Genomic DNA, 20817 nt, shown 5'->3' with positions numbered 1-20817 from the left:
CTAAAACTCAAACTGATAGAGCAAATCAAGCGCCTGGTCGATACCAGACACCGCTTCCAGATATAGCTTAGGCATCAGGCGGTAGCGTAACGTGAGAGTCGCTAAGGAGTCAAAGATCCCGACACCATATTTCACCTGTAGACCTGGCAGTACGTAGCCGCTGACCACCACCTGAGATGAGTCACCCACCCCTTGCGTGTCCAGCGCCAGATTGCTTACGCCAAATGTCTCGCCGATTTTACCCACAACCTGGCCACTTTGTGCAACCCCCAGGCCAATAAGCATGGATGTCATCGCGGCACTGTCGCTCTGATCGCTGTCCAGCCCCTGTCCACGAACCAGGTAAGAGAGGGCCATCTGTTGCGACATCGCCGGGTCAGAGAAGACTTCGGCCTTCGGCTGGTCTGCCGGACCGGTGACGCGAATACCGGCGGTCACATCATCTTCGGTGGCGTCCGGGTTACGGATCGCTTCGATGTTCAGCAACGGCTGGTCCGGCGGGCCGGAGAAGAGCAGCTCGCCTTTACGCACAATTAAATCCTGGCCGTAGGCGTGGAAGCGCCCTTCCGGAATGTTAATTTGCCCATTCAGGCCGAGCCCCTGTTTATCCTGCGCCACTTTCAGGTCACCGGTCAGTCGCGCTTTCAGCCCAAACGCATCCAGACGCACGTTGTTGCCGACGTGAATGGTCAGGTTACTGTTGATCGGGATCGACGCAGTTTTCGGGTTTTCCGGCTGTAGTTGATCGTTGAGCATCACTTCATCGCTGGAGACGCCCACCGCACTTTCCGGTACGTCATGCACCACAATGCGCGCCCACGGCACATCAACGCTGCCGTCGAGGGTAAACAGGCTTGGCGTGGCGTTAAACACCACATCCGGCGAAACGTCGAGGCGTACCATCGGCGGCACGGTAATACGTACCCGGCTGCCTTTCGCCGCCACGCTGGCGCGCCAGTTGTCGATCTGCGTCCAGTCGGCGTTGCCGCTGAGGCTAATGCTCCCCTGCTGTGTGACCACTTCCCCTTGCAGCGTGGAGCGCGTGCCGTTGAAGTTCATTGCAATCTGACTCGGCTGCATATCGAACGGCATGAAGTTAGCGTCGAGATCCACGCCGTTGAGCTGCATTTGCCCAAACAGCTGTGGCCCCTGAACGTCGCCACCGAGACGCAGGTTGGCGTTCAGTGTGCCCGCCGCTTTCTCGCCTTTTGCGAAGATAGGGTTAATCATCGCCAGCGAGAAGTTGCGGATGTTGACGTTGCCGCCCAGGTTACGCCGCCCCTGCGGATCGGTAACCTGAATCTGTCCATCAAGTTGCCCGTTATTGGTCAGGCGAATCATCCAGCCCAGCTCGGCGCGGTTGTTGTGCAGATCCGCATTGAGATTCAGCGTGTCGAATGCCACCGGTAACGGCGCGTCGTTGACGATCTGAGTGACCTTCACGTTACGCCCGTTGAGCGTCACTTTCCCCTGCGGCAGGCCTTCTTTGGTCGTGTCCCAGCTCACATCGGCGTTACCGCTGAACACGCCGCTGGCCTGCGTCTCTTCCGGCATAAACGGTTTGAGCATCGCCAGGTCGAAACGGTTAAGGTTCACCTGCGCACGCCCCGTCGCCCCGGCGTCGATGCTCTGCGGCACGCAAAGCTCGGCATTCGGGTTAGTCCAGCAGTGCGGGCCAACGCTGATTTTCTGCTCTTTGTTACGGTAATCGAGCGCGATGGCGCGAGACAGCGACCACGGGCCGACCGGCGTCTGGAAACGGGTATCGCTCAGCGAACCTTTCCAGCGCTCTTCTTTGCGATCAAAACTGCCCGCCAGCGCCAGTTGCCCGGAGACCGGTTCACCGTTGATGCGCAGATTCAGCGTGTGCTGTTTCTCGCTACCTTTGGCACTGAGATCCACGAGGCTGATATCCACACCAGCCTGTGCAATGCGCTCGACGCGCACATCAAGATTGCCCGCGATCTGGTCGGTGGATTTCACATCGCCTTCCACGCGTACCTGACCGACAGTCAGCTCCTGCCAGCGCAGGCCACGCGCGGTGATGTCCGCCAGCAACTGCGGTGCTTCCACCGTGCCGCGCACTTTCACCAGACCTTTCGCCGTGCCACCCAGCCCCGGTAAGGCGTTATCCAGATTCGGCGCATCGATGGTGGCGTCGAGATTGAGATCTTTAACGCCCAACTCACCTTTCACGTCCGCACTGTTGCGCCCCAGCTCCAGATGCAGACCTGGAATGGTCCACTGCATATAGCTGTTGCCCTTCAGGGAGCCGTCAACGTTCACTTTGTTCTGCTTCACGTTGCCGGTGATTTTCAGCGACGGGACATCCATCTGCCAGGTACCGCCGTACAGGCTGCCTTGAGTTTTGATCAGGCCATCCAGCTTCGACGGCCATTCCGGCACTTCTTTTGCCGTGTTGATGCCGTGTAATGCCAGCTCACCGCGCCAGCTGATCGCCTGCTGCCAGTCGAGCAGGGCTTTCAGCTCGGTGGTGCCTTCCAGCGCCGCCACGGTGAGTTTATCGAGATTAACCTGAAGCTCATTGCCTTTCGCATCCAGTTTGATGTTGGCGGGCGGCACGCCCTGACCTTTCACTGCCGTCGCGAACGACAGCGTGTAGTCGGTCATTTTGCCGCTGAGTTTCAGTTTCAGATCGTCGGCCTGGAACTGCTTCTCGCCGGTAAATGGCCAGTACAGCTGTTTGCTGGTCACTTCAAGATTCAGCGGCAACCCGGCTTCGGCCAGTTGCGTTTGCGCGCGCAGTGACATATCCACCGGGCCGGAGAGATTCACGCCCAGTTCCAGTTGCTTGCGAACATCACCGCCCAGCTTAAGTTTGATTTTCTCGCCCTTCAGCGGCTCGATGTTCAGGGTGCTGTTGAGGGTGATATCCACCGGCCAGTCGTTGGTCAGTTGCGCGGTACCGGTGGCATTTACCGTCCCCTGGCTGGAGTCGATATCCAGCGTATCCAGCTTCATGTTGCCGTCGATGCTGCTCACCTTCAGCAGCATTTTGTACACCGTCAGGTCCGTATCGCCGGTAATGCGCAGTTGTTCGCCGCTGAAAGATTCGATATTCAGATTGAGCGGCAGATGCACATCGGTCATCTCCGGCAGCACCGGTTTCGAGAAGAGATCTTTCATCGTCTCGCCGAGCGGTTTTTCCTGCGGCTGCGGGTTGTCAATCTTCGGCTCAACCACCTCTTTCTGCGCCACGTCCGCCACTTTCGGCAGGGCGATCAGCAGCCCTTGCAGCGTGGTTGGCGTCAGCGTCAGGTTTTTCTCCTGCCAGTTCAGCCCGGTCATGAAATCCATCACCGACACGGTGGTGTCGTCGATTTTGATGTTCACATTGTTGAGCGACACGCGGCTGAGAGTGATTGGATACGGCGTAAAGAGATTCAGCGGGCCGCTCTCTTCCTCTTCCGCAGGCGTCGCTGATGGTGGCATTTTGCTGCTGTCGATGGCGACGTTGACGTCACGCAGGCCGATGTCGTCCACGCACAGGCTGCTGCTCCACAGGCATTCGGTTTTTACCGCCAGATGAAACTCACCCGCGTTCACCGCCACACCAGGCTGGGTATAGCGCACATTTTTCAGCGTCAAATTGCGCCAGCCGCCGGTCACCTGGCCGATTTCCAGCCCCGGTACCCAGCGGTTCGCCGCATTAAACAGCAGATGCAAACCTGTGGTGGTGCCAACCAGAAACGCGACGGCCCCAATAAGCAGCACGATAAAAATCAGTACGCCGAGGCTTATCTTCTTCCATAAACTCATAATTCAGGCCCCAGACCGATGTAGAACTGTAATCCATGCTCGTCTTTGTCGCCCAGCGGTGCGGCAACATCGAGCTTGACCGGCCCCACAGGAGACTGCCAGCGAACGCCGACGCCCGCGCCGGTTTTCCAGTCACTGCGGCGAATATCGCTCACCGCTTCACCGCCGTCCATGAACACCGCGCCCCACCACTTACCGGTGACGTTGTATTGATACTCAACCGAGCCTGTCGCCAGCTTCGAGGCCCCTTTCAGTTTGCCATCATCGTATTCCGGCGAGATCGATTTGTATTTATAGCCACGAATACTGCGGTCGCCCCCGGCGAAAAAGCGGAGATCCGGCGGCACTTTGTCGAAATCGCCCGTTTCAATCCAGCCGAGGTTGCCGCGCATCACGAAGCGATGCTTGTCGTATAAAGTCCGAATCCAGACGTTTTGCGCCTGCCAGACGCTGAAGTCGACATCAGATCCCCAGACAGTATTGGAGTAATCGATAGAGTACCGTTGGGAATCCCCCCAGGTCGGCATCAGGCCGCCGCGGGAGCGGGTACGGCTAATCATCACGCCCGGATAAAGCAGCATCGTGGTGTTGGTGACATTACCCTGGGTAAAGTGGTCGAAACTCCAGCGCAGGTTAATCGCCCTCTGCCAGCCGCTGGAGAGGTCCCAGTAGCGCGACAGCGCAAGCGTGGTGGAGTCGGCTTCCGTATCGTTCAGGTCGGTACGCTTAAAGCCCCCTTGCACCAGATAGTACTGTTCAAGCGGGTTCTTTAAGAGCGGCATCTTGTAGCTGAAATCGAGGATCTGCTCAGGCGATGAGATGCTGGCGCTGGTCGTCAGACTATGCCCATAGGAGTTGATCCACGGTTTTTTCCACGTTGCCTTCACGCGCGGACCGACGTCCGTTGAATAACCGACACCGGTTTCGATGGTGTTTTCACTGCGCGGCGACACGACGCCATGCAGCGGTAAGACTTTCGTTTTGCGTGATTTTTCAAATTCTGGCGCGACCACCACCGATTTAAACCAGCCAGTGGCCGACAGGCGGCGATTCAGTTCAGCCAGATCGCTGGACTGGTAATAATCGCCCTGCTTAAACGGCACGAGGTTTTGCAGATACTCTTCACGAATCTGCGAGCCTTCAAAGGTGACCGCGCCGAAACGATAACGCTCGCCGCTGTCATAATCGATATCCCAGAACGCCTGATGGCGATCGAGTGCGATGCCGAGCTGGCTCTTTTTAAATTCGCTATCAAAATAGCCGCGACGCAGCGCAACGCTGGTTAAGCCTTTTTTGAAATCGTCGTAATCGCTGTGATCGAGCACCGTGCCAATCGCCGGGCGCGTTTTCAGTAGCGCGAGATAATCTTTATCAGTGCGCGCACCACCGCGCAAAATCACGTCGGTGCCGCCAATGCGCACCGGTTCACCCGGCGTGACTTTCGCCAGTAGCACCTGACGTCCTTTTGCCGGCGGCGGTTTCAGTTCAAAATCGATAGTCGGTTCGTAATAACCAAGCGCTTTTAAGCCTTCGCGGATGGCGTCATCGACGCGCGCGCGAAAACGGCGATCTGGCGTGACCTCATCACCCTGAATTGTCGAGAGCTGCGCTCGAACGTTTTTTTCCAGTTGCCCTGAAAGTCCTTCAACCTGCAAACGTATATTCGCTGCACTGGCAACACCGCTGGTCAGCAGTAAACCGACCACACATAACTGGCGGATTTGTCGCACATTTTCTCCTGAATATCCTGTTTCCACCCCAATGGAAACGAAAGCCTTTCCACGGCAATAACGGCGTCGGATACGTATCAACCAATTCCCTGCTCATACGTATGGCGCTCTGTTTTTAATAACCCTAAACATTCTCGGGTTGAAAAAGAGACAACACCCCAAATTATTCTTATGTTTAAATCTAGACGTATTCGGCGTGTTTATTGTGTTAAAACTCACGCCTGGTTACAACCTTAACTGTTCATACCGTAATCTGGAGACCGTCCTATGAGCTTATTTGAGAAAAATCACCTTGTGTCTCAATCGGATGCGCTCCCAGGACGCAATACGCCGATGCCTGTGGATACGTTACACGCCGTTAACGGTCACTCAATGACGAATATTCCGGATGGAATGGAAGTGGCGATTTTCGCGATGGGATGCTTCTGGGGCGTTGAGCGCCTGTTCTGGCAGCTTCCTGGCGTGTACAGCACGGCGGCTGGCTACAGCGGCGGTTATACACCGAATCCGACCTACCGCGAAGTCTGCTCCGGGCAGACCGGACACGCCGAGGCAGTACGCGTGGTGTATGATCCATCCGTTATCAGCTATGCGCAACTGTTGCAGGTATTCTGGGAAAATCACGACCCGGCGCAGGGCATGCAGCAGGGAAACGACCACGGTACGCAGTATCGCTCCGCGATATATGTGCTGACGCCGGAGCAGGAGCGCGAAGCGCACGCCAGCGCCGAACGCTTCCAGGCCGCAATGAAAAATGCGGGCGACAATCGCCGCATTACCACAGAAATTGCCACCGCCAAACCGTTCTACTATGCGGAAGATGACCACCAGCAGTATCTGCACAAAAATCCGTATGGCTACTGCGGTATCGGTGGAATTGGCGTCTGCCTGCCGCCTCAACTGGCATAACGCTACGGAGAAATCGCCGCGCGGGCCGTATGTCGCGTGGCGCTGACCACGCTGCCCGCTTCGCGCGTTTTACCCTGCAACAGCAAATTGAAAATGGGCGCCTGCGGGCGATTCAGCCGGGTTTGCAACAGATGCACGGCTTCGATACCGAGTTCCCGACACGGCACTTCAACGCCCGTCACCTGGGCATTTTTCAGGTGCCAGCCAAAATCAGTGGTCAATAGAGAAATATCCTGCGGCACGCGCAGTCCATGACGCGTCAGCACACGCTGCACGCCCACCGTCATCCCTGAACTTCCGGGGAAAATCGCCTCGGGCCAGAGGTCGCGCGGGTGACAACTCAGCCAGGCGTCCAACGCCTGTTCCGCTTCATGCGCTGAAAATCCTTCCGTGACAATCAAAGACTGCTCCGGATCAAACGGCACGTGGTAGTCGCGATAAGCCTGTTTTATCCCTTCCAGACGCGTATAGAGCGTTTCGCGCCGCAAACAGGTAAGTGATAACACGCGCCGATGACCGTTCTCAAACAGATGACGCAGCGCGCTGTAACCAATGGCGTGGTGATCCGGCGATACCGCATCGAGCGCCATCTCTTTGTCATGAGAATTAATCAGCACGCAGGGTTTATTCAGGCTGGCAGCAAGCTTGAAAATAGTCGGGTCGTCGGTGCCGATAATAATGATCGCATTGATGTGCTTACTGCCGGTCTTATCGAGGAACAGGCGAATGTCCGCCTGCCGCTCCTCGAGTCCGCACCAGGAGAGATACACGTCGTGCGGGGCCACGGCGTCAGCAATGCCTTTGGTCACTTCCTGATAAAAAGTGTCGCCGTTAGCGGTAAACGTCCGCGCCGGCGCAAACACGGCGATGCCGTTAATCAGCAAACGCCCGCTCGCCATCTCTTCCAGCACGCCTAAACGCCGCGCGCATTTCACTATCGCCGCCCGCGCTTTTTCACTGGTGTACGATTTCCCGCTCAGCACGCGCGAAACGGTGCTGATGGAGTAGCCCGTTTGGGTGGCGATCTGCTTCATTTTCAGCTTGCCGGACATGATGTGATCTCGCTCGCAATCAAATTCTGCAAATATTTGCAGAACCAGTAAGCTGATTTTAAAACCTTTTTTTACCCTTTCGCCCATATTCCTGCTTTCCCTGCGAGCATTCTCACAAAATCCGTTTGTCGCCCCGTTTCGCCTTTTCTATGTTGCAGACATCAACCCTTTTTACGACGCAAGGTACAGCATGAAGAAGGTACGGTTTGGCATTATTGGTGTGGGGAATATCGGCACGGTTCACGCCCGCTATCTGCTGGCGGGAACGGTCAAAGAGGCCTGCCTGACGGCGGTGTGCGACAACAATCCTGAAAAACACGCGACCATTCGCGCGTTAGTGGGCGAAGAAGTCGCGCTGTTTAGCGATGCGCAGGAGATGCTGCAAAGCGGACTCATTGACGCAGTGATTGTCTCTACGCCGCACTACGAGCATCCGCGTTTGTCGATGATGGCGATGCGCCTGGGCATTCATACGCTGTGCGAAAAACCGGCTGGCGTCTACACCGCGCAGGTACGCGAGATGAACGAATTCGCGCGCGGCTGCAATGTGGTGTTTGGCATGATGTTCAACCAGCGCCCTAACCCGCTGTATCAGAAAGTGAAAGATCTGATCGACAGCGGCGAACTGGGCGAAATTCGTCGCTCTAACTGGATAATCACCAACTGGTATCGCTCGCAAAGCTACTACAACTCGGGCGGCTGGCGCGCCACCTGGAAAGGCGAAGGCGGCGGCGTGCTGCTCAATCAGGACCCGCACCAGCTTGACCTCTGGCAATGGCTGGTCGGCATGCCGGTACGCGTGCGCGCGTTCTGCCAGTTCGGCAAACATCGTCAGATTGAAGTCGAGAACGAGGTGACTGCCTACGCGGAGTACGCCAACGGCGCGACGGGCGTATTCATCACCACCACCGCAGAAGCCCCCGGCACCAACCGTCTGGAAATCGCTGGCGATCGCGGCAAAGTGGTCGTTGAAGAGGGCAAGCTGCGCTTCTGGCGACTGCGTGAATCGGAAACCGAGTTCAATGCCCGCTGGCAGAACGGCTTTGGCGAACCAGAGTGCTGGGAAGTGACTATTCCGGTAGCGCCGGAGTGCAGCGATCATCATGTGATTACTGCCAACTTCGCTGCCGCCGTGTTGCACGGCACGCCGCTGCTGGCACCGGGTCAGGAAGGTATTCACGGCCTGACGCTCTCTAACGCCATGCACCTTTCCACCTGGACGGACAACTGGGTCGATCTGCCACTGGATGAAGCGCTGTTTAAACAACTGCTGGATGAGCGGATTGCAACGTCAGTTGATAAAAACGTCGAGAGTAAAACCCTGGACGCGTCCGGAACCTGGTAATGCCCTCACCCCGGCCCTCTCCCGCAGGGAGAGGGAGAAAACCGGTCCCCTCTCCCTTGAGGGAGAGGGTTAGGGTGAGGGGGAAAACCCTGCACCGCAGCCATAAAGGAACACAACAATGAGCATCAAAGACGGAATGAACTACGCCCCGGTGGGCAAACCGCAGCCGGTGGTTGCGCCGGGTGAATTTATCATTGCCGCCGCCGCACTGGACCACGGCCATATCTATGGCATGTGTAACGGCCTGATTGAAGCGGGCGCAACGCTGAAGTGGGTGTACGATCCCGACCCGGCTAAAGTGGCAAAATTCGTCGAGCAGTATCCGCAGGTGAAGGTGGCTGATTCTCTGGAAACCATTCTGACCGACACCAGCGTACAGTTGGTTGCAGGTGCCGCCGTGCCTTCCGAGCGCTGCCCGCTCGGCCTGAAAGTGATGGATGCAGGCAAAGATTATTTCACCGATAAAGCGCCGCTGACCACCCTGGCGCAACTGGAGCAGGCAAAACGCAAAGTGCAGGAAACCGGGCGTAAATACGCGGTGTATTACAGCGAACGCCTGCACGTTGAAAGCGCCGTCTTCGCCGGGCAACTGGTGGAACAAGGGGCGATTGGCCGCGTAATGCAAACCCTCGGCGTTGGCCCGCACCGTGAAGGCGAAGGCCGCCCGGAATGGTTCTACGATAAAGCCCTGTTCGGCGGCATTCTGTGCGATATAGGCAGCCATCAGATTGAGCAATTCCTCTTTTATACCGGCAACCGCAACGCCCGTGTGGTGGCAAGCCAGGTGCGCAACGTTAATCATCCGCAATATCCGCTGTTTGAAGATTTCGGCGACGCGATGCTGGCGGGCGACAACGGCGCAACCGGCTACTTCCGCTGCGACTGGTTCACGCCGGACGGCCTTTCAAGCTGGGGCGACGGTCGCCTGACGCTGCTCGGGACCGAGGGCTATATCGAAATTCGCAAGTATGTCGATATCACCCGTCAGGAGCAGGATGTGGTTTATCTGGTCAACAAAGAGGGCGAATTCCGCTATCCGGTGGCGGGCAAAGTGGGCTTCCCCTACTTCGACCAGTTGATTCTTGATTGTCTGAACCGCACCGAAAATGCCATGACGCAGGAACACACGTTTAAAGCCGCCGAGCTGTGCGTGAAGGCGCAAATGCTGGCTAACGCACAGGCCTAACGGAGGCACGATGGAACCCATTCATGCAGCGATTATCGGCGCAGGCGCCATTCATGGCTGCCATGCAGAGCCGATACTCCAGCACCCGCAAGCCCGGTTGTACGCACTTGTTGATACGGATATCGACAAGGGCCGGGCGTTGGCAGAAAAGTATAATTGCCGCTTTTACGCCGACTACCGCGACCTGCTGGCCGATGCAGACGTCGATGTGGTGCACATCTGTACACCCCATCATCTGCACCGGGAGATGATTATCGCCGCACTGGCGGCGGGCAAACACGTTTTTAGTGAAAAGCCAGTCGCCATGAATGGGAGTGAACTGGCGCAGATCCAGGCCGCGGTCGAGCGTGCCGATACGCAGCTTGCGGTCTGCTACCAGAATCGCCTTAATCCCACCAGCCAGCGCATCCGCCAGATTATTCAGGACGGTGCGCTTGGCAACATGTTAAGCATCAAAGCCAGCCTGACCTGGCACCGCCACGGCGCGTATTATAACGAAAGCCCGTGGCGTGGCCGCTGGGCAACAGAGGGCGGCAGCCTGTTGATAAATCAGGCGATTCATACGCTGGATTTGATGCAGTGGTTTGCCGGCGGCGTGCGGCGCATTAAGGGGGTGGTGGAAACCAGCCTGCTTGAATCGCTTATCGAAACCGAAGATTCGGCGATGGCAACGATGGCGTTCAACAACGGCGCGCGCGGCATTTTCTACGCCACCAACTGCTACACCACTGATTCCCCACTGGCGCTGGAGATCCACTTCGAGCGCGGCTTTTTACAGCTCGAACGCAGCACGCTCTGGCAGGTGGTCGATGAGCAACGCACAGCGCTCGTTAATGACGAGCTGCCCCACGGCAACGTCAAACGCTACTGGGGCGACAGCCATCGCCAGGCCATCAACGATTTCTATACGGCAATCCTCGACCCGACACAATACGGCGGGGCCGATATTCACGATGCGGCGGTATCGCTGAGAATGGTCAACGCCCTTTATCAATCCTCGGCGCAGCGCCGCTGGATTGACCTTCCCCGTTAAGCAAAATGCGCCCACTGGCGAATTTACACTCTTTTACGCTATACTAGCTGCGAATTCGCCGGTCCAGTGCCTTCGGGCCGGTTTTTAGTGTATTCCACACGACGTTCAACTTCCCTTCCGAGGATCTGGCCTTAACGGTCGGATAAGATATGTTAAACAGTATTTTAGTAATACTTTGCCTGATTGCCGTCAGCGCCTTTTTCTCGATATCCGAGATCTCGCTGGCTGCCTCCCGTAAAATCAAACTCAAGCTGCTGGCCGATGAAGGCAATGTGAATGCGCAACGCATCCTGAAAATGCAGGAAAACCCCGGTATGTTCTTCACCGTGGTGCAAATTGGCCTTAACGCGGTCGCCATTCTCGGCGGTATCGTGGGCGATGCAGCATTCTCACCGGCGTTCCACAGCCTGTTTTTGAATTACATGTCTCCTGAGCTCGCCGAGCAGCTGAGCTTTATTCTCTCCTTCTCGCTGGTGACCGGCCTGTTTATTCTGTTCGCCGACCTGACGCCGAAGCGCATCGGTATGATTTCGCCGGAAGCCGTGGCTTTGCGCATCATCAACCCGATGCGCTTCTGTCTTCTGGTCTTCCGTCCGCTGGTCTGGTTCTTCAATGGCCTCGCCAACAACATCTTCCGTATTTTCAAACTGCCGATGGTGCGTAAAGACGATATTACGTCTGACGACATTTATGCAGTGGTGGAAGCGGGCGCACTGGCGGGTGTGCTGCGTAAACAGGAGCACGAACTGATTGAAAACGTGTTTGAGCTGGAATCACGTACCGTGCCGTCTTCCATGACGTCGCGCGAAAACGTAATTTGGTTCGATCTGCATGAAGATGAGCAGAGCCTGAAAAACAAAGTGGCTGAGCATCCTCACTCTAAGTTCCTGGTGTGTAATGAAGATATCGACCACATCATTGGTTATGTCGATTCGAAAGATCTGCTGAACCGCGTGCTGGCAAACCAGAGCATGGCACTCAACAGCGGCGTGCAGATCCGCAATACCCTGATTGTGCCGGACACGCTGACCCTTTCTGAAGCGCTGGAAAGCTTCAAAACGGCGGGTGAAGACTTCGCGGTTATCATGAACGAATACGCGCTGGTGGTTGGCATCATCACCCTGAACGACGTGATGACCACCCTGATGGGCGACCTGGTTGGCCAGGGCCTGGAAGAGCAGATCGTGGCGCGCGATGAAAACTCATGGCTCATTGATGGCGGAACGCCGATTGATGACGTGATGCGCGTGCTGGATATCGATGACTTCCCGCAGTCTGGCAACTATGAAACCATCGGCGGCTTCATGATGTTTATGCTGCGTAAAATCCCGAAACGCACCGATGCGGTGAAGTTCTCCGGCTACAAGTTCGAAGTGGTGGATATTGATAACTACCGCATCGACCAGCTGCTGGTCACGCGCATTGATAACAAGCCGACGGTATTAGTGCCAAAACAGGCTGAAATCGAAGAGAAAGGTACAGCGGCATAAATCGCTTCCCTGAAAACATCAACGGCTCCCATTGGGAGCCGTTTGCTTTTCTGCCGCTAGCTGCCGTTATGCCATCTCGGTTTGCAGACGCATAACGTGGCGGTTGACCTCGGACATCACAGAATAGTGCTGCTTGTCCTTAATCTTGGGGAGCAAAATTTTCCCCTTATCAAACTCAAAAGCACCAACGTCCTTGATGTACAACCGTCCACGGAACAGGATTTTAACGTACTTTGCCACCTGAAGCGGGTTGTAGCGTTGGAAAATTTTCATTCTTATCTCCTGCGAGTATAACGCCCTTGTTGATTCCAAATTTGGTTCAACGCTCCGGGGCGCAATGTTAAATACCCGTTAACTATAGTCCATAACCACAGAGCTACCCTAGTATAGGGAGCTTTATTTACCTTTTTATTACAATAATTGAGAATTTTCTTTTCAGCTATACGATGAATACAGTATAAGCCTTCGATTTACTGCGGTTATGTGCGTTCCGCCACAAAGTGGCACTAACCTTGCGGGAAAAACATATCAATAGCACTTATGCTTAAAAGCATCGGCCAAGTGGTCGGATCACCTGCATAAAAAGAAGGACACACCATGACCTTACGTTCTCTGTTGGCCATTTCATGCCTGTTAATGCCGTTGATGGCGTCCGCCCACGCGCTGAAGGAGGGGGAACGCGTACCTGCGGTAGGCGTTGCCGATCGCGGTGAATTGATGCTCGACAATGATAAGTTTAGCTACAAAAGCTGGAATAGCGCGCAGCTTCCTGGAAAAGTGCGAGTGGTGCAACATATTGCCGGACGCACTTCCGCCAAAGAGAAGAATGCCGGGCTGATTGAAGCCATTAAAGCGGCGAAGTTACCGCACGACCGCTATCAGACCACCACTATCGTCAACACCGACGACGCCATTCCCGGCACCGGGATGTTTGTGCGTAACAGTCTGGAGAGCAATAAAAAGCTCTTCCCGTGGTCACAAATTGTGGTAGACAGCAACGGCGTGGTGAGAAAAGCCTGGCAATTGGAAGAAGAGAGCTCCGCGATTGCGGTGCTGGATAAAGACGGACGCGTGAAGTGGGCGAAAGACGGCGCGCTGACGCAGGATGAAGTGCAGCAGGTGGTTACCCTGCTGCACACATTACTTAAAAAATAGCGACGCGGAAGCCGGGGTTGAGGAAGGATTCACGCGGTGTGTAGTCGAGGGTTTTCCCCTGCCAGTCGTGAACCCGCGCCCCGGCGGCAACAGCCACCGCGTGCCCTGCTGCAGTATCCCAGACGCAGGTCGGCCCGAAGCGTGGATAAAGCTGCGCCTGCCCTTCCGCCACCAGGCAGAACTTGAGCGATGAACCAATAGACGTGGTCTGATGCTCACCCAGCTGCTGTAAATATTCAGCGAGTTCCGGATCGCTGCTGTGCGAGCGGCTGATCACTACCAGCGGCGGACGCGCATCGCGGGCGTGAATTTGCTTACGCACGCCGCACTCTTCTTTCCACGCTTTGCCTTCCGCTGCGCTGTACATCACCTTCGTGACCGGCGCGTACACCACGCCAAGCACCGGTTTACCGTGCTCAATTAAGGCGATATTGACGGTGAATTCGCCGTTGCGCTTAATAAATTCTTTGGTGCCATCCAGCGGGTCCACCAACCAGTAGCGCTGCCAGTGCTGCCGCACATCCCAGCCCGGCGGGTCCTCTTCCGACAGAATCGGAATGTCAGGTGCCAGCACCTTGAGGCCGTTAACAATCACATGGTGCGCCGCAATATCCGCTGCCGTGACGGGAGAATCGTCTTTCTTGCTGGCAACGTCCATCGGTAGCGCTCCATCATAAACCTGCATAATGGCATCGCCCGCGTTCCGTGCAAGCTGACATACTTGTTCTAACATTCTCCACCTCGTTGAGATTGCAGTGGTGTTAACTCGTTGTTTTATTTATATCGCATCGTCACGCATTGCGCCATTCCCATCGGCGACGCCGGGTCAGGATATCTGTGAAGCGCTGCCGGTTTCCGGTCACCCTTTTCTGGCATGATTCACATTCTTGTAAGCAACAGAATGTACATACATTTTCTTATGTGCCCTGGATCTGAAAAGGACGCCTCCTGATGATTAAGTTTAGCGCAACGCTCCTGGCCACGCTGATTGCTGCCAGCGTCAACGCCGCCACGGTCGATCTCCGTATTCTGGAAACCACTGATTTGCACAGCAATATGATGGATTTCGACTATTACAAAGATTCTGCTACCGAAAAATTCGGACTGGTCCGCACGGCCAGCCTGATTAACGCCGCCCGCGCGGAGGCCGCCAACAGCGTGCTGGTGGATAACGGCGATGTGATTCAGGGCAGCCCGATGGGCGACTACGCGGCAGCCAAAGGCTTAAAAGCCGGGGAGACGCATCCGGTTTATAAGGCGATGAACACGCTCGATTACGTGGTGGGAAACCTGGGCAACCATGAGTTTAACTATGGGCTGGACTTCCTGCATAAGGCTATTGCCGGCGCAAAATTCCCGTATATTAACGCCAATATCATCGACGTTGTGAGCAAGAAACCGCTTTTTACACCCTATCTGATAAAAGAAACCACGGTGAAAGATAAAGACGGCGCAACGCATACGCTGCGTATCGGCTATATCGGTTTTGTGCCGCCGCAAATCATGACGTGGGATAAAGCCAATCTTGACGGCAAAGTGACAGTCAACGACATCACCGAAACCGCCCGCCACTATGTGCCAGAGATGCGTAAAAACGGTGCGGATGTCGTCGTCGTGATTGCCCACTCCGGGCTCTCTGCCGACCCGTATCAGGCGATGGCGGAGAACTCCGTTTACTACCTGAGTGAAGTGCCGGGCGTTGATGCGATTATGTTTGGCCACGCGCATGCCGTTTTCCCGGGGAAAGATTTTGCGGATATCAAAGGCGTAGATCTTGATAAAGGAACGCTGAACGGTGTGCCTGCGGTGATGCCCGGAATGTGGGGCGACCATCTGGGCGTGGTCGATCTGGTGCTGAATAATGACAGTGGCAAATGGCAGATCACCTCGTCGAAAGCGGAAGCACGCCCAATCTACGATACGGCGGCGAAGAAATCGCTGGCGGCGGAAGACAGCAAGCTGATTGAAATCTTAAAAGCGGATCACGATGCCACGCGCGAGTTTGTCAGTAAGCCTATCGGAAAATCGTCCGACAATATGTACAGTTTCCTGTCGCTGGTGCAGGACGATCCGACCGTGCAGGTCGTGAATATGGCGCAGAAAGCCTACGTCGAGCACTATATTCAGGGCGATCCGGATCTGGCAAAACTGCCGGTGCTTTCCGCCGCCGCGCCGTTTAAAGCCGGTGGACGTAAAAACGACCCGGCAAGCTATGTTGAGGTCGAGAAAGGACAACTGACGTTCCGCAACGCCGCCGATCTGTATCTCTATCCGAACACATTAGTCGTGGTGAAGGCCAGCGGTAAAGAGGTGAAAGAGTGGCTGGAGTGTTCCGCCGGACAATTTAACCAGATTGACCCGACCAGCACCAAACCGCAGTCGCTCATCAACTGGGATGGCTTCCGCACCTATAACTTTGACGTGATCGACGGCGTGACATATCAAATTGATGTCAGCCAACCGGCACGCTACGACGGTGAATGCCAGACGGTGAATGCCAAAGCAGAACGCGTGAAGGATCTGAAATTTAACGGAAAACCAATCGACCCGAACGCAACGTTCCTGGTGGCAACCAATAACTATCGCGCCTACGGCGGCAAGTTTGCGGGTACGGGCGACGGGCATATCGCATTTGCCTCACCGGACGAGAACCGTTCCGTGCTGGCCAACTGGATAAGTGCCGAATCAAAACGCGCAGGCGCCATTCATCCGGCGGCGGATAACAACTGGCGCTTAGCGCCGATTGCCAGCAAAGCCGCGCTGGATATTCGCTTTGAAACCTCACCTTCTGAGAAAGCGGCGGCGTTTATTAAAGAGAAGGCGCAGTACCCGATGAAGCAGGTCGCAACGGATGATATCGGGTTTGCGATTTATCAGGTGGATTTGAGGAAGTAATACCCTCACCCTAACCCTCTCCCACAGGGAGAGGGAACCGATAGTGCGGTATGAACGCTCTGCGCCGGTTTTCTCCCTCTCCCTGTGGGAGAGGGCCGGGGTGAGGGGCATTTACGCCGCACGTTCATCCCGCACTGCCAGCACTTCTGGCAAATTCAGCTCAATCCAGTCGGCTAACGCGGCGACTTTCTCACTCACCTGCTCACCCAGCGGCGTGAGGCTATACTCCACATGCGGCGGTACCACCGGATAAGAAACTCGGTTGAGAAAGCCATCCTGCTCCAGCGCCTGTAACGACTGGGCAAGCATCTTCTCACTCACCCCGCCCATCTTACGGCGTAGATCGCTAAAACGGTGCGTACCTTCGCGCAGCGCGACCAGAATCAATACGCCCCAGCGGCTGGTGACATGTTTTAACACATCACGCGACGGGCACTGTTCGGCGAAAAGATTACCCTCTTTCAGTTGTTGCGACAGGCTCACCTGACTCATTTCATACTTACCTTTTTGTACGTACTTACTAAAAGTAAGTTTAGGTGTTAGCGTAATCAAACACAAGACAAACGGACGGAGACTTCCCATGATCGCAATTACCGGCGCAACCGGCCAACTGGGCCAGCATGTTATCGAATCCTTACTGAAAACCGTTCCCGCGGACAATATTGTGGCTATCGTGCGCAACCCGGCAAAAGCACAGGCACTGACTGCGCAGGGCATTCACGTACGCCAGGGCGACTACAATGATGAAGCTGCGCTGAAACTAGCCCTTCAGGGGGTGGAAAAACTGCTGCTGATCTCTTCCAGCGAAGTGGGCCAGCGTGCCCCGCAGCATCGCAACGTGATTAACGCGGCGAAGGCGGCGGATGTGAAATTTGTCGCATACACCAGCCTGCTGCATGCGGATACCTCTCCACTCGGTCTGGCAGATGAACATATCGAAACCGAGAAAATGCTGGCTGATTCTGGCATCGCTTACACCCTGCTGCGCAATGGCTGGTACACCGAGAACTATCTTGCCAGCGCCCCGGCAGCGCTGGAACACGGCGAATTCATCGGCGCGGCAGGCGACGGCAAAATAGCCTCCGCAACGCGTGCCAATTATGCGGCCGCTGCGGCGCGTGTAATTAGCGAAGCAGGTCACGAAGGCAAAGTCTATGAACTGGCGGGCGACAGTGCCTGGACGCTGACGCAGCTGGCGGCGGAACTGACCAAACAGAGTGGGAAACCGGTTACCTATCAGAACCTGAGCGAAGCCGATTTCGCTGCCGCGCTGAAAGGGGTTGGCCTGCCTGCGGGTCTGGCGGATATGCTGGCGGATTCGGATACTGGCGCGTCAAAAGGCGGTCTATTTGATGACAGCAAAACGTTAAGCAAATTGATTGGCCGACCGACAACTACACTTGCTGAGAGCGTGAACGGTATCCTCTGAAGGTTACTGATTGGTTAATTTTTGTAGCGTCCCTCCGGGTCATCTTCGATAATGAAAAGATGATACCGGAGGAGCCAATCCGTGCAGGGCGTACCTGACCACTTCACAGATGAAAAAGACAGCGCCAACTTCCGGCACCTGGCGCAGGTGCCGGGCGTGGAGCTGTATCACGCGCATATCTCGCGCTACGCCTTCGAACCGCATACGCATGAAGCCTTCGGCATCGGCACCATTGAGCTGGGCGCGGAGCGTTTTCGCTATCGCGGCAGCCAGTATGTGGCATCGGTGAATTCGATTGTCACTATGAACCCCGACGAACTCCATACCGGAGAAGCGGAAACCGCCGACGGCTGGCGTTATCGCATGATTTACCTCGACCCGACGCAGCTTGAAGAGATCACCGGTGTCCGTCACTGGTGGTTTAGCGATGTATTGCGCCATGACCCGCAGCGCTCGCAGCTTATTGGCCAGCAGATTTATCAGTTGTGGCATACCCGCGATCCGCTGGCGCAACAAGGTGTTCTGCTCGATCTTATTGATACCTTCCGCCCCTTTGCCCACCATGCGCCGCAAAACGCGGAAGCCAGCCATCGCTTCGACCAGGTGCGCGACTATCTGCACGATAACTACATGCAGCCCGTGACGCTCGACGAACTGGCGCAGGTCGTGGCGCTAAGCCCGTATCATTTTCAACGCCAGTTTAAAGCGCATTTCCACGTCACCCCGCATCAAATGCTGATGGCGATCCGCCTGTGGCGCGCGAAAGCGTTTCTCACCCACGGTATGCCTGCTGCGGAAGTTGCTGCAGCAACCGGATTAACCGACCAGTCTCACCTCACCCGCGCATTTACCCGTCGGTATGGGATTACCCCGGTGCGCTACCAGAAGCAGGTTGCCCGGCGCTAATGCGCAATCCGGTACAATATTCCCACCCTGCGCCCGCCTACACTGTGGTGAACAGTGAGCAATGTGGATGTGAAAATGATTAGTGGTGTGCTTTACGCTCTGCTGGCGGGGCTGATGTGGGGTTTGATTTTTGTCGGGCCGTTGATCGTGCCGGAATATCCTGCGGTGCTGCAATCAACCGGGCGTTATCTGGCGCTGGGGCTTATTGCCCTACCGCTGGCATGGTTGGGGCGCACAAGGCTAAAACAGCTCAACCGGCGCGACTGGTTTACCGCCCTGGCGCTGACCATGATGGGCAACCTGATTTATTACGTGTGTCTGGCGAGCGCGATTCAGCGCACCGGCGCGCCCGTCTCAACCATGATCATCGGCACACTGCCCGTGGTTATTCCGGTTTTTGCTAATCTGCTCTACAGCCAGCGCGATGGCAAACTCGCCTGGTCGAAACTGGCTCCGGCGCTTATCTGCATTGGTATTGGCCTGGCGTGCGTGAATATCGCCGAGTTAAGCCACGGTTTGCAGGACTTTAACTGGACGCGCTACGCAACCGGTATTGCGCTGGCGTTAGTCTCGGTGGTGTGTTGGGCGTGGTATGCCCTGCGCAACGCCCGCTGGCTACGGGAAAACCCGGATAAGCACCCAATGATGTGGGCCACCGCGCAGGCGCTGGTGACGCTGCCGGTGTCGCTGCTGGGTTATTTTGCCGCCTGTAGCTGGCTGAGCACCCAGCCTGATGGTTTTCCGCTGCCGTTTGGCCCGCGTCCGATGGTGTTTATGACGCTGATGATCGCTATTGCCGTGCTCTGCTCCTGGGTGGGCGCACTGTGCTGGAATATCGCCAGCCAGCGTTTACCTACAGTCATCCTTGGGCCGTTGATCGTGTTCGAGACGCTGGCCGGGCTGCTTTATACCTTCATACTTCGCCAGAGCGTACCGCCGCTGCTGACGCTGAGCGGAATTGCCCTGCTGGTGCTGGGCGTGGTGATTGCGGTACGCGCAAAGCCCGTTAAGCCTGTGCTGCGGGAGTTGAGCAAAGAGACAAAAAACGCCTGATGGCGCTGCGCTTATCAGGCCATCCCGTTCCCAGGAAGATCACCACCAAAGGGGTATATCTTCGACCAAAAGATGCATTTAAAATGCACCTTATATTATCGATGACGAGGTAACGACTATGGCCTTCCGCGACCAACCTTTAGGTGAGCTGGCGCTCTCCATCCCGCGCGCATCTGCGCTGTTTCGTAAATACGATATGGACTACTGCTGCGGCGGTAAGCAAACCCTGGCTCGCGCTGCGGCTCGCAAGGAACTGGATGTTGACGTGATTGAGGCTGAGCTGGCAAAACTGGCTGAGCAGCCGGTTGAGAAAGACTGGCGTACCGCCCCGCTGGGTGAAATCATCGATTACATTATTCCGCGCTACCACGATCGCCACCGTGAACAACTGCCGGAATTGATTTTACAGGCCACCAAAGTCGAACGCGTACACGCCGACAAACCGAACGTGCCAAAAGGCCTGGCAAAATATCTGACGATGCTGCATCAGGAGCTCTCCAGCCACATGATGAAAGAGGAGCAGATTCTGTTCCCGATGATCAAACAGGGGATGGGCAGCCAGGCAATGGGGCCCATCAGCGTGATGGAAAGTGAGCACGACGAAGCAGGTGAACTGCTGGAAGTCATTAAACACACCACCCAAAACGTGACCATTCCGCCAGAGGCCTGCACCACCTGGAAGGCGATGTATAACGGCATCAACGAAATGATCGATGACCTGATGGAACACATCAGCCTCGAAAACAACGTACTGTTCCCACGCGCGCTGGCGGGGGAATAAAAAAGGTGCCTTAGGTTCCTTTCCCAGGAATCGGATCCGACTATGCGGGGATTGCTCCCATAAGCGCTAACTT

The 20817-nt window shown here is 55.8% G+C and carries 17 protein-coding genes; 11 read left to right on the top strand and 6 right to left on the bottom strand.

Annotated features, from left to right (window positions below):
* Entirely contained in the window at positions 1-3780 is a 3780-nt protein-coding gene (tamB, locus tag F0Q32_RS09670) for an autotransporter assembly complex protein TamB (protein WP_149462889.1), read from the bottom strand.
* On the bottom strand, positions 3777-5510 hold the full coding sequence (gene tamA / locus F0Q32_RS09665) for an autotransporter assembly complex protein TamA (RefSeq protein ID WP_149462888.1): 1734 nt from the start codon (positions 5508-5510) through the stop codon (positions 3777-3779). Before tamA ends, tamB begins: the two co-directional genes overlap by 4 nt.
* A gap of 267 nt (positions 5511-5777) precedes the next feature.
* Here tamA and msrA point away from each other — a divergent pair, with 267 nt between their 5' ends.
* Positions 5778-6419 carry a peptide-methionine (S)-S-oxide reductase MsrA gene (msrA, locus tag F0Q32_RS09660; RefSeq protein WP_149462887.1) on the top strand — a complete coding sequence of 214 codons (642 nt, stop codon included), beginning with the start codon at positions 5778-5780 and terminating at the stop codon, positions 6417-6419.
* Between the two features lie 2 nt (positions 6420-6421).
* On the opposite strand, the gene F0Q32_RS09655 is transcribed toward msrA, so the two are convergent.
* Complete coding sequence (locus F0Q32_RS09655; RefSeq protein ID WP_149463202.1) at positions 6422-7471, bottom strand: LacI family DNA-binding transcriptional regulator; 1050 nt, start codon at positions 7469-7471, stop codon at positions 6422-6424.
* A gap of 190 nt (positions 7472-7661) precedes the next feature.
* Here F0Q32_RS09655 and F0Q32_RS09650 point away from each other — a divergent pair, with 190 nt between their 5' ends.
* The 4 genes from F0Q32_RS09650 to F0Q32_RS09635 all read left to right on the top strand — a co-directional run bounded on the left by F0Q32_RS09650 (position 7662) and on the right by F0Q32_RS09635 (position 12525).
* A complete protein-coding gene (locus tag F0Q32_RS09650) occupies positions 7662-8816 on the top strand; it encodes a Gfo/Idh/MocA family protein (RefSeq protein WP_149462886.1) in 1155 nt (384 codons plus the stop codon).
* Between the two features lie 118 nt (positions 8817-8934).
* Positions 8935-10002 (top strand): Gfo/Idh/MocA family protein, encoded by a 1068-nt coding sequence (locus F0Q32_RS09645; RefSeq protein WP_149462885.1) that lies wholly within the window; start codon positions 8935-8937, stop codon positions 10000-10002.
* Positions 10003-10012: 10 nt separating this feature from the next.
* Positions 10013-11035: a Gfo/Idh/MocA family protein gene (locus F0Q32_RS09640; RefSeq protein WP_149462884.1), complete on the top strand. Its 1023-nt coding sequence runs from the start codon at positions 10013-10015 to the stop codon at positions 11033-11035.
* Positions 11036-11184: 149 nt separating this feature from the next.
* Complete coding sequence (locus F0Q32_RS09635; protein ID WP_149462883.1) at positions 11185-12525, top strand: hemolysin family protein; 1341 nt, start codon at positions 11185-11187, stop codon at positions 12523-12525.
* Between the two features lie 66 nt (positions 12526-12591).
* Here the strand turns inward: F0Q32_RS09635 and F0Q32_RS09630 are convergent, their stop codons facing one another.
* Entirely contained in the window at positions 12592-12798 is a 207-nt protein-coding gene (locus F0Q32_RS09630) for a DUF1107 domain-containing protein (RefSeq protein ID WP_015966176.1), read from the bottom strand.
* Between the two features lie 324 nt (positions 12799-13122).
* Between F0Q32_RS09630 and F0Q32_RS09625 the strand changes: the two genes are divergently transcribed.
* Positions 13123-13680, top strand: coding sequence for a YtfJ family protein (locus F0Q32_RS09625; RefSeq protein ID WP_149462882.1), 558 nt, complete (start codon positions 13123-13125; stop codon positions 13678-13680).
* Here the strand turns inward: F0Q32_RS09625 and cysQ are convergent.
* A complete protein-coding gene (gene cysQ / locus F0Q32_RS09620) occupies positions 13670-14413 on the bottom strand; it encodes a 3'(2'),5'-bisphosphate nucleotidase CysQ (RefSeq protein WP_149462881.1) in 744 nt (247 codons plus the stop codon). The genes F0Q32_RS09625 and cysQ overlap by 11 nt on opposite strands.
* Before the next feature lie 218 nt (positions 14414-14631).
* On the opposite strand from cysQ, the gene F0Q32_RS09615 reads away from it, so the two are divergent.
* Positions 14632-16575: a bifunctional 2',3'-cyclic-nucleotide 2'-phosphodiesterase/3'-nucleotidase gene (locus tag F0Q32_RS09615; RefSeq protein ID WP_149462880.1), complete on the top strand. Its 1944-nt coding sequence runs from the start codon at positions 14632-14634 to the stop codon at positions 16573-16575.
* Positions 16576-16686: 111 nt separating this feature from the next.
* Here F0Q32_RS09615 and F0Q32_RS09610 read toward each other — a convergent pair whose 3' ends face one another.
* The gene (locus tag F0Q32_RS09610; RefSeq protein ID WP_149462879.1) at positions 16687-17067 is read right to left on the bottom strand and encodes a helix-turn-helix domain-containing protein; all 381 of its coding nucleotides are present in this window, start codon (positions 17065-17067) and stop codon (positions 16687-16689) included.
* Positions 17068-17155: 88 nt separating this feature from the next.
* On the opposite strand from F0Q32_RS09610, the gene F0Q32_RS09605 reads away from it, so the two are divergent.
* The 4 genes from F0Q32_RS09605 (at position 17156) to ytfE (ending at position 20744) form a co-directional block, all read left to right on the top strand.
* Positions 17156-18004, top strand: a complete 849-nt coding sequence (locus F0Q32_RS09605) for an SDR family oxidoreductase (RefSeq protein ID WP_149462878.1) — start codon at positions 17156-17158, stop codon at positions 18002-18004.
* An 81-nt stretch (positions 18005-18085) separates the two neighbouring features.
* On the top strand, positions 18086-18910 hold the full coding sequence (locus F0Q32_RS09600; protein WP_149462877.1) for an AraC family transcriptional regulator: 825 nt from the start codon (positions 18086-18088) through the stop codon (positions 18908-18910).
* Between the two features lie 75 nt (positions 18911-18985).
* The gene (locus tag F0Q32_RS09595) at positions 18986-19963 is read left to right on the top strand and encodes a DMT family transporter (RefSeq protein ID WP_149462876.1); all 978 of its coding nucleotides are present in this window, start codon (positions 18986-18988) and stop codon (positions 19961-19963) included.
* Between the two features lie 118 nt (positions 19964-20081).
* Positions 20082-20744 carry an iron-sulfur cluster repair protein YtfE gene (gene ytfE / locus F0Q32_RS09590; protein ID WP_149462875.1) on the top strand — a complete coding sequence of 221 codons (663 nt, stop codon included), beginning with the start codon at positions 20082-20084 and terminating at the stop codon, positions 20742-20744.
* Positions 20745-20817 lie beyond the last annotated feature (73 nt).

Source organism: Pseudocitrobacter sp. 73, from assembly GCF_008369545.1.
Taxonomy (GTDB): domain Bacteria; phylum Pseudomonadota; class Gammaproteobacteria; order Enterobacterales; family Enterobacteriaceae; genus Pseudocitrobacter; species Pseudocitrobacter vendiensis.
The sequence above is the reverse complement of the archived record's forward strand: the minus strand, read 5'-3'. Positions and strand labels throughout refer to the sequence as shown.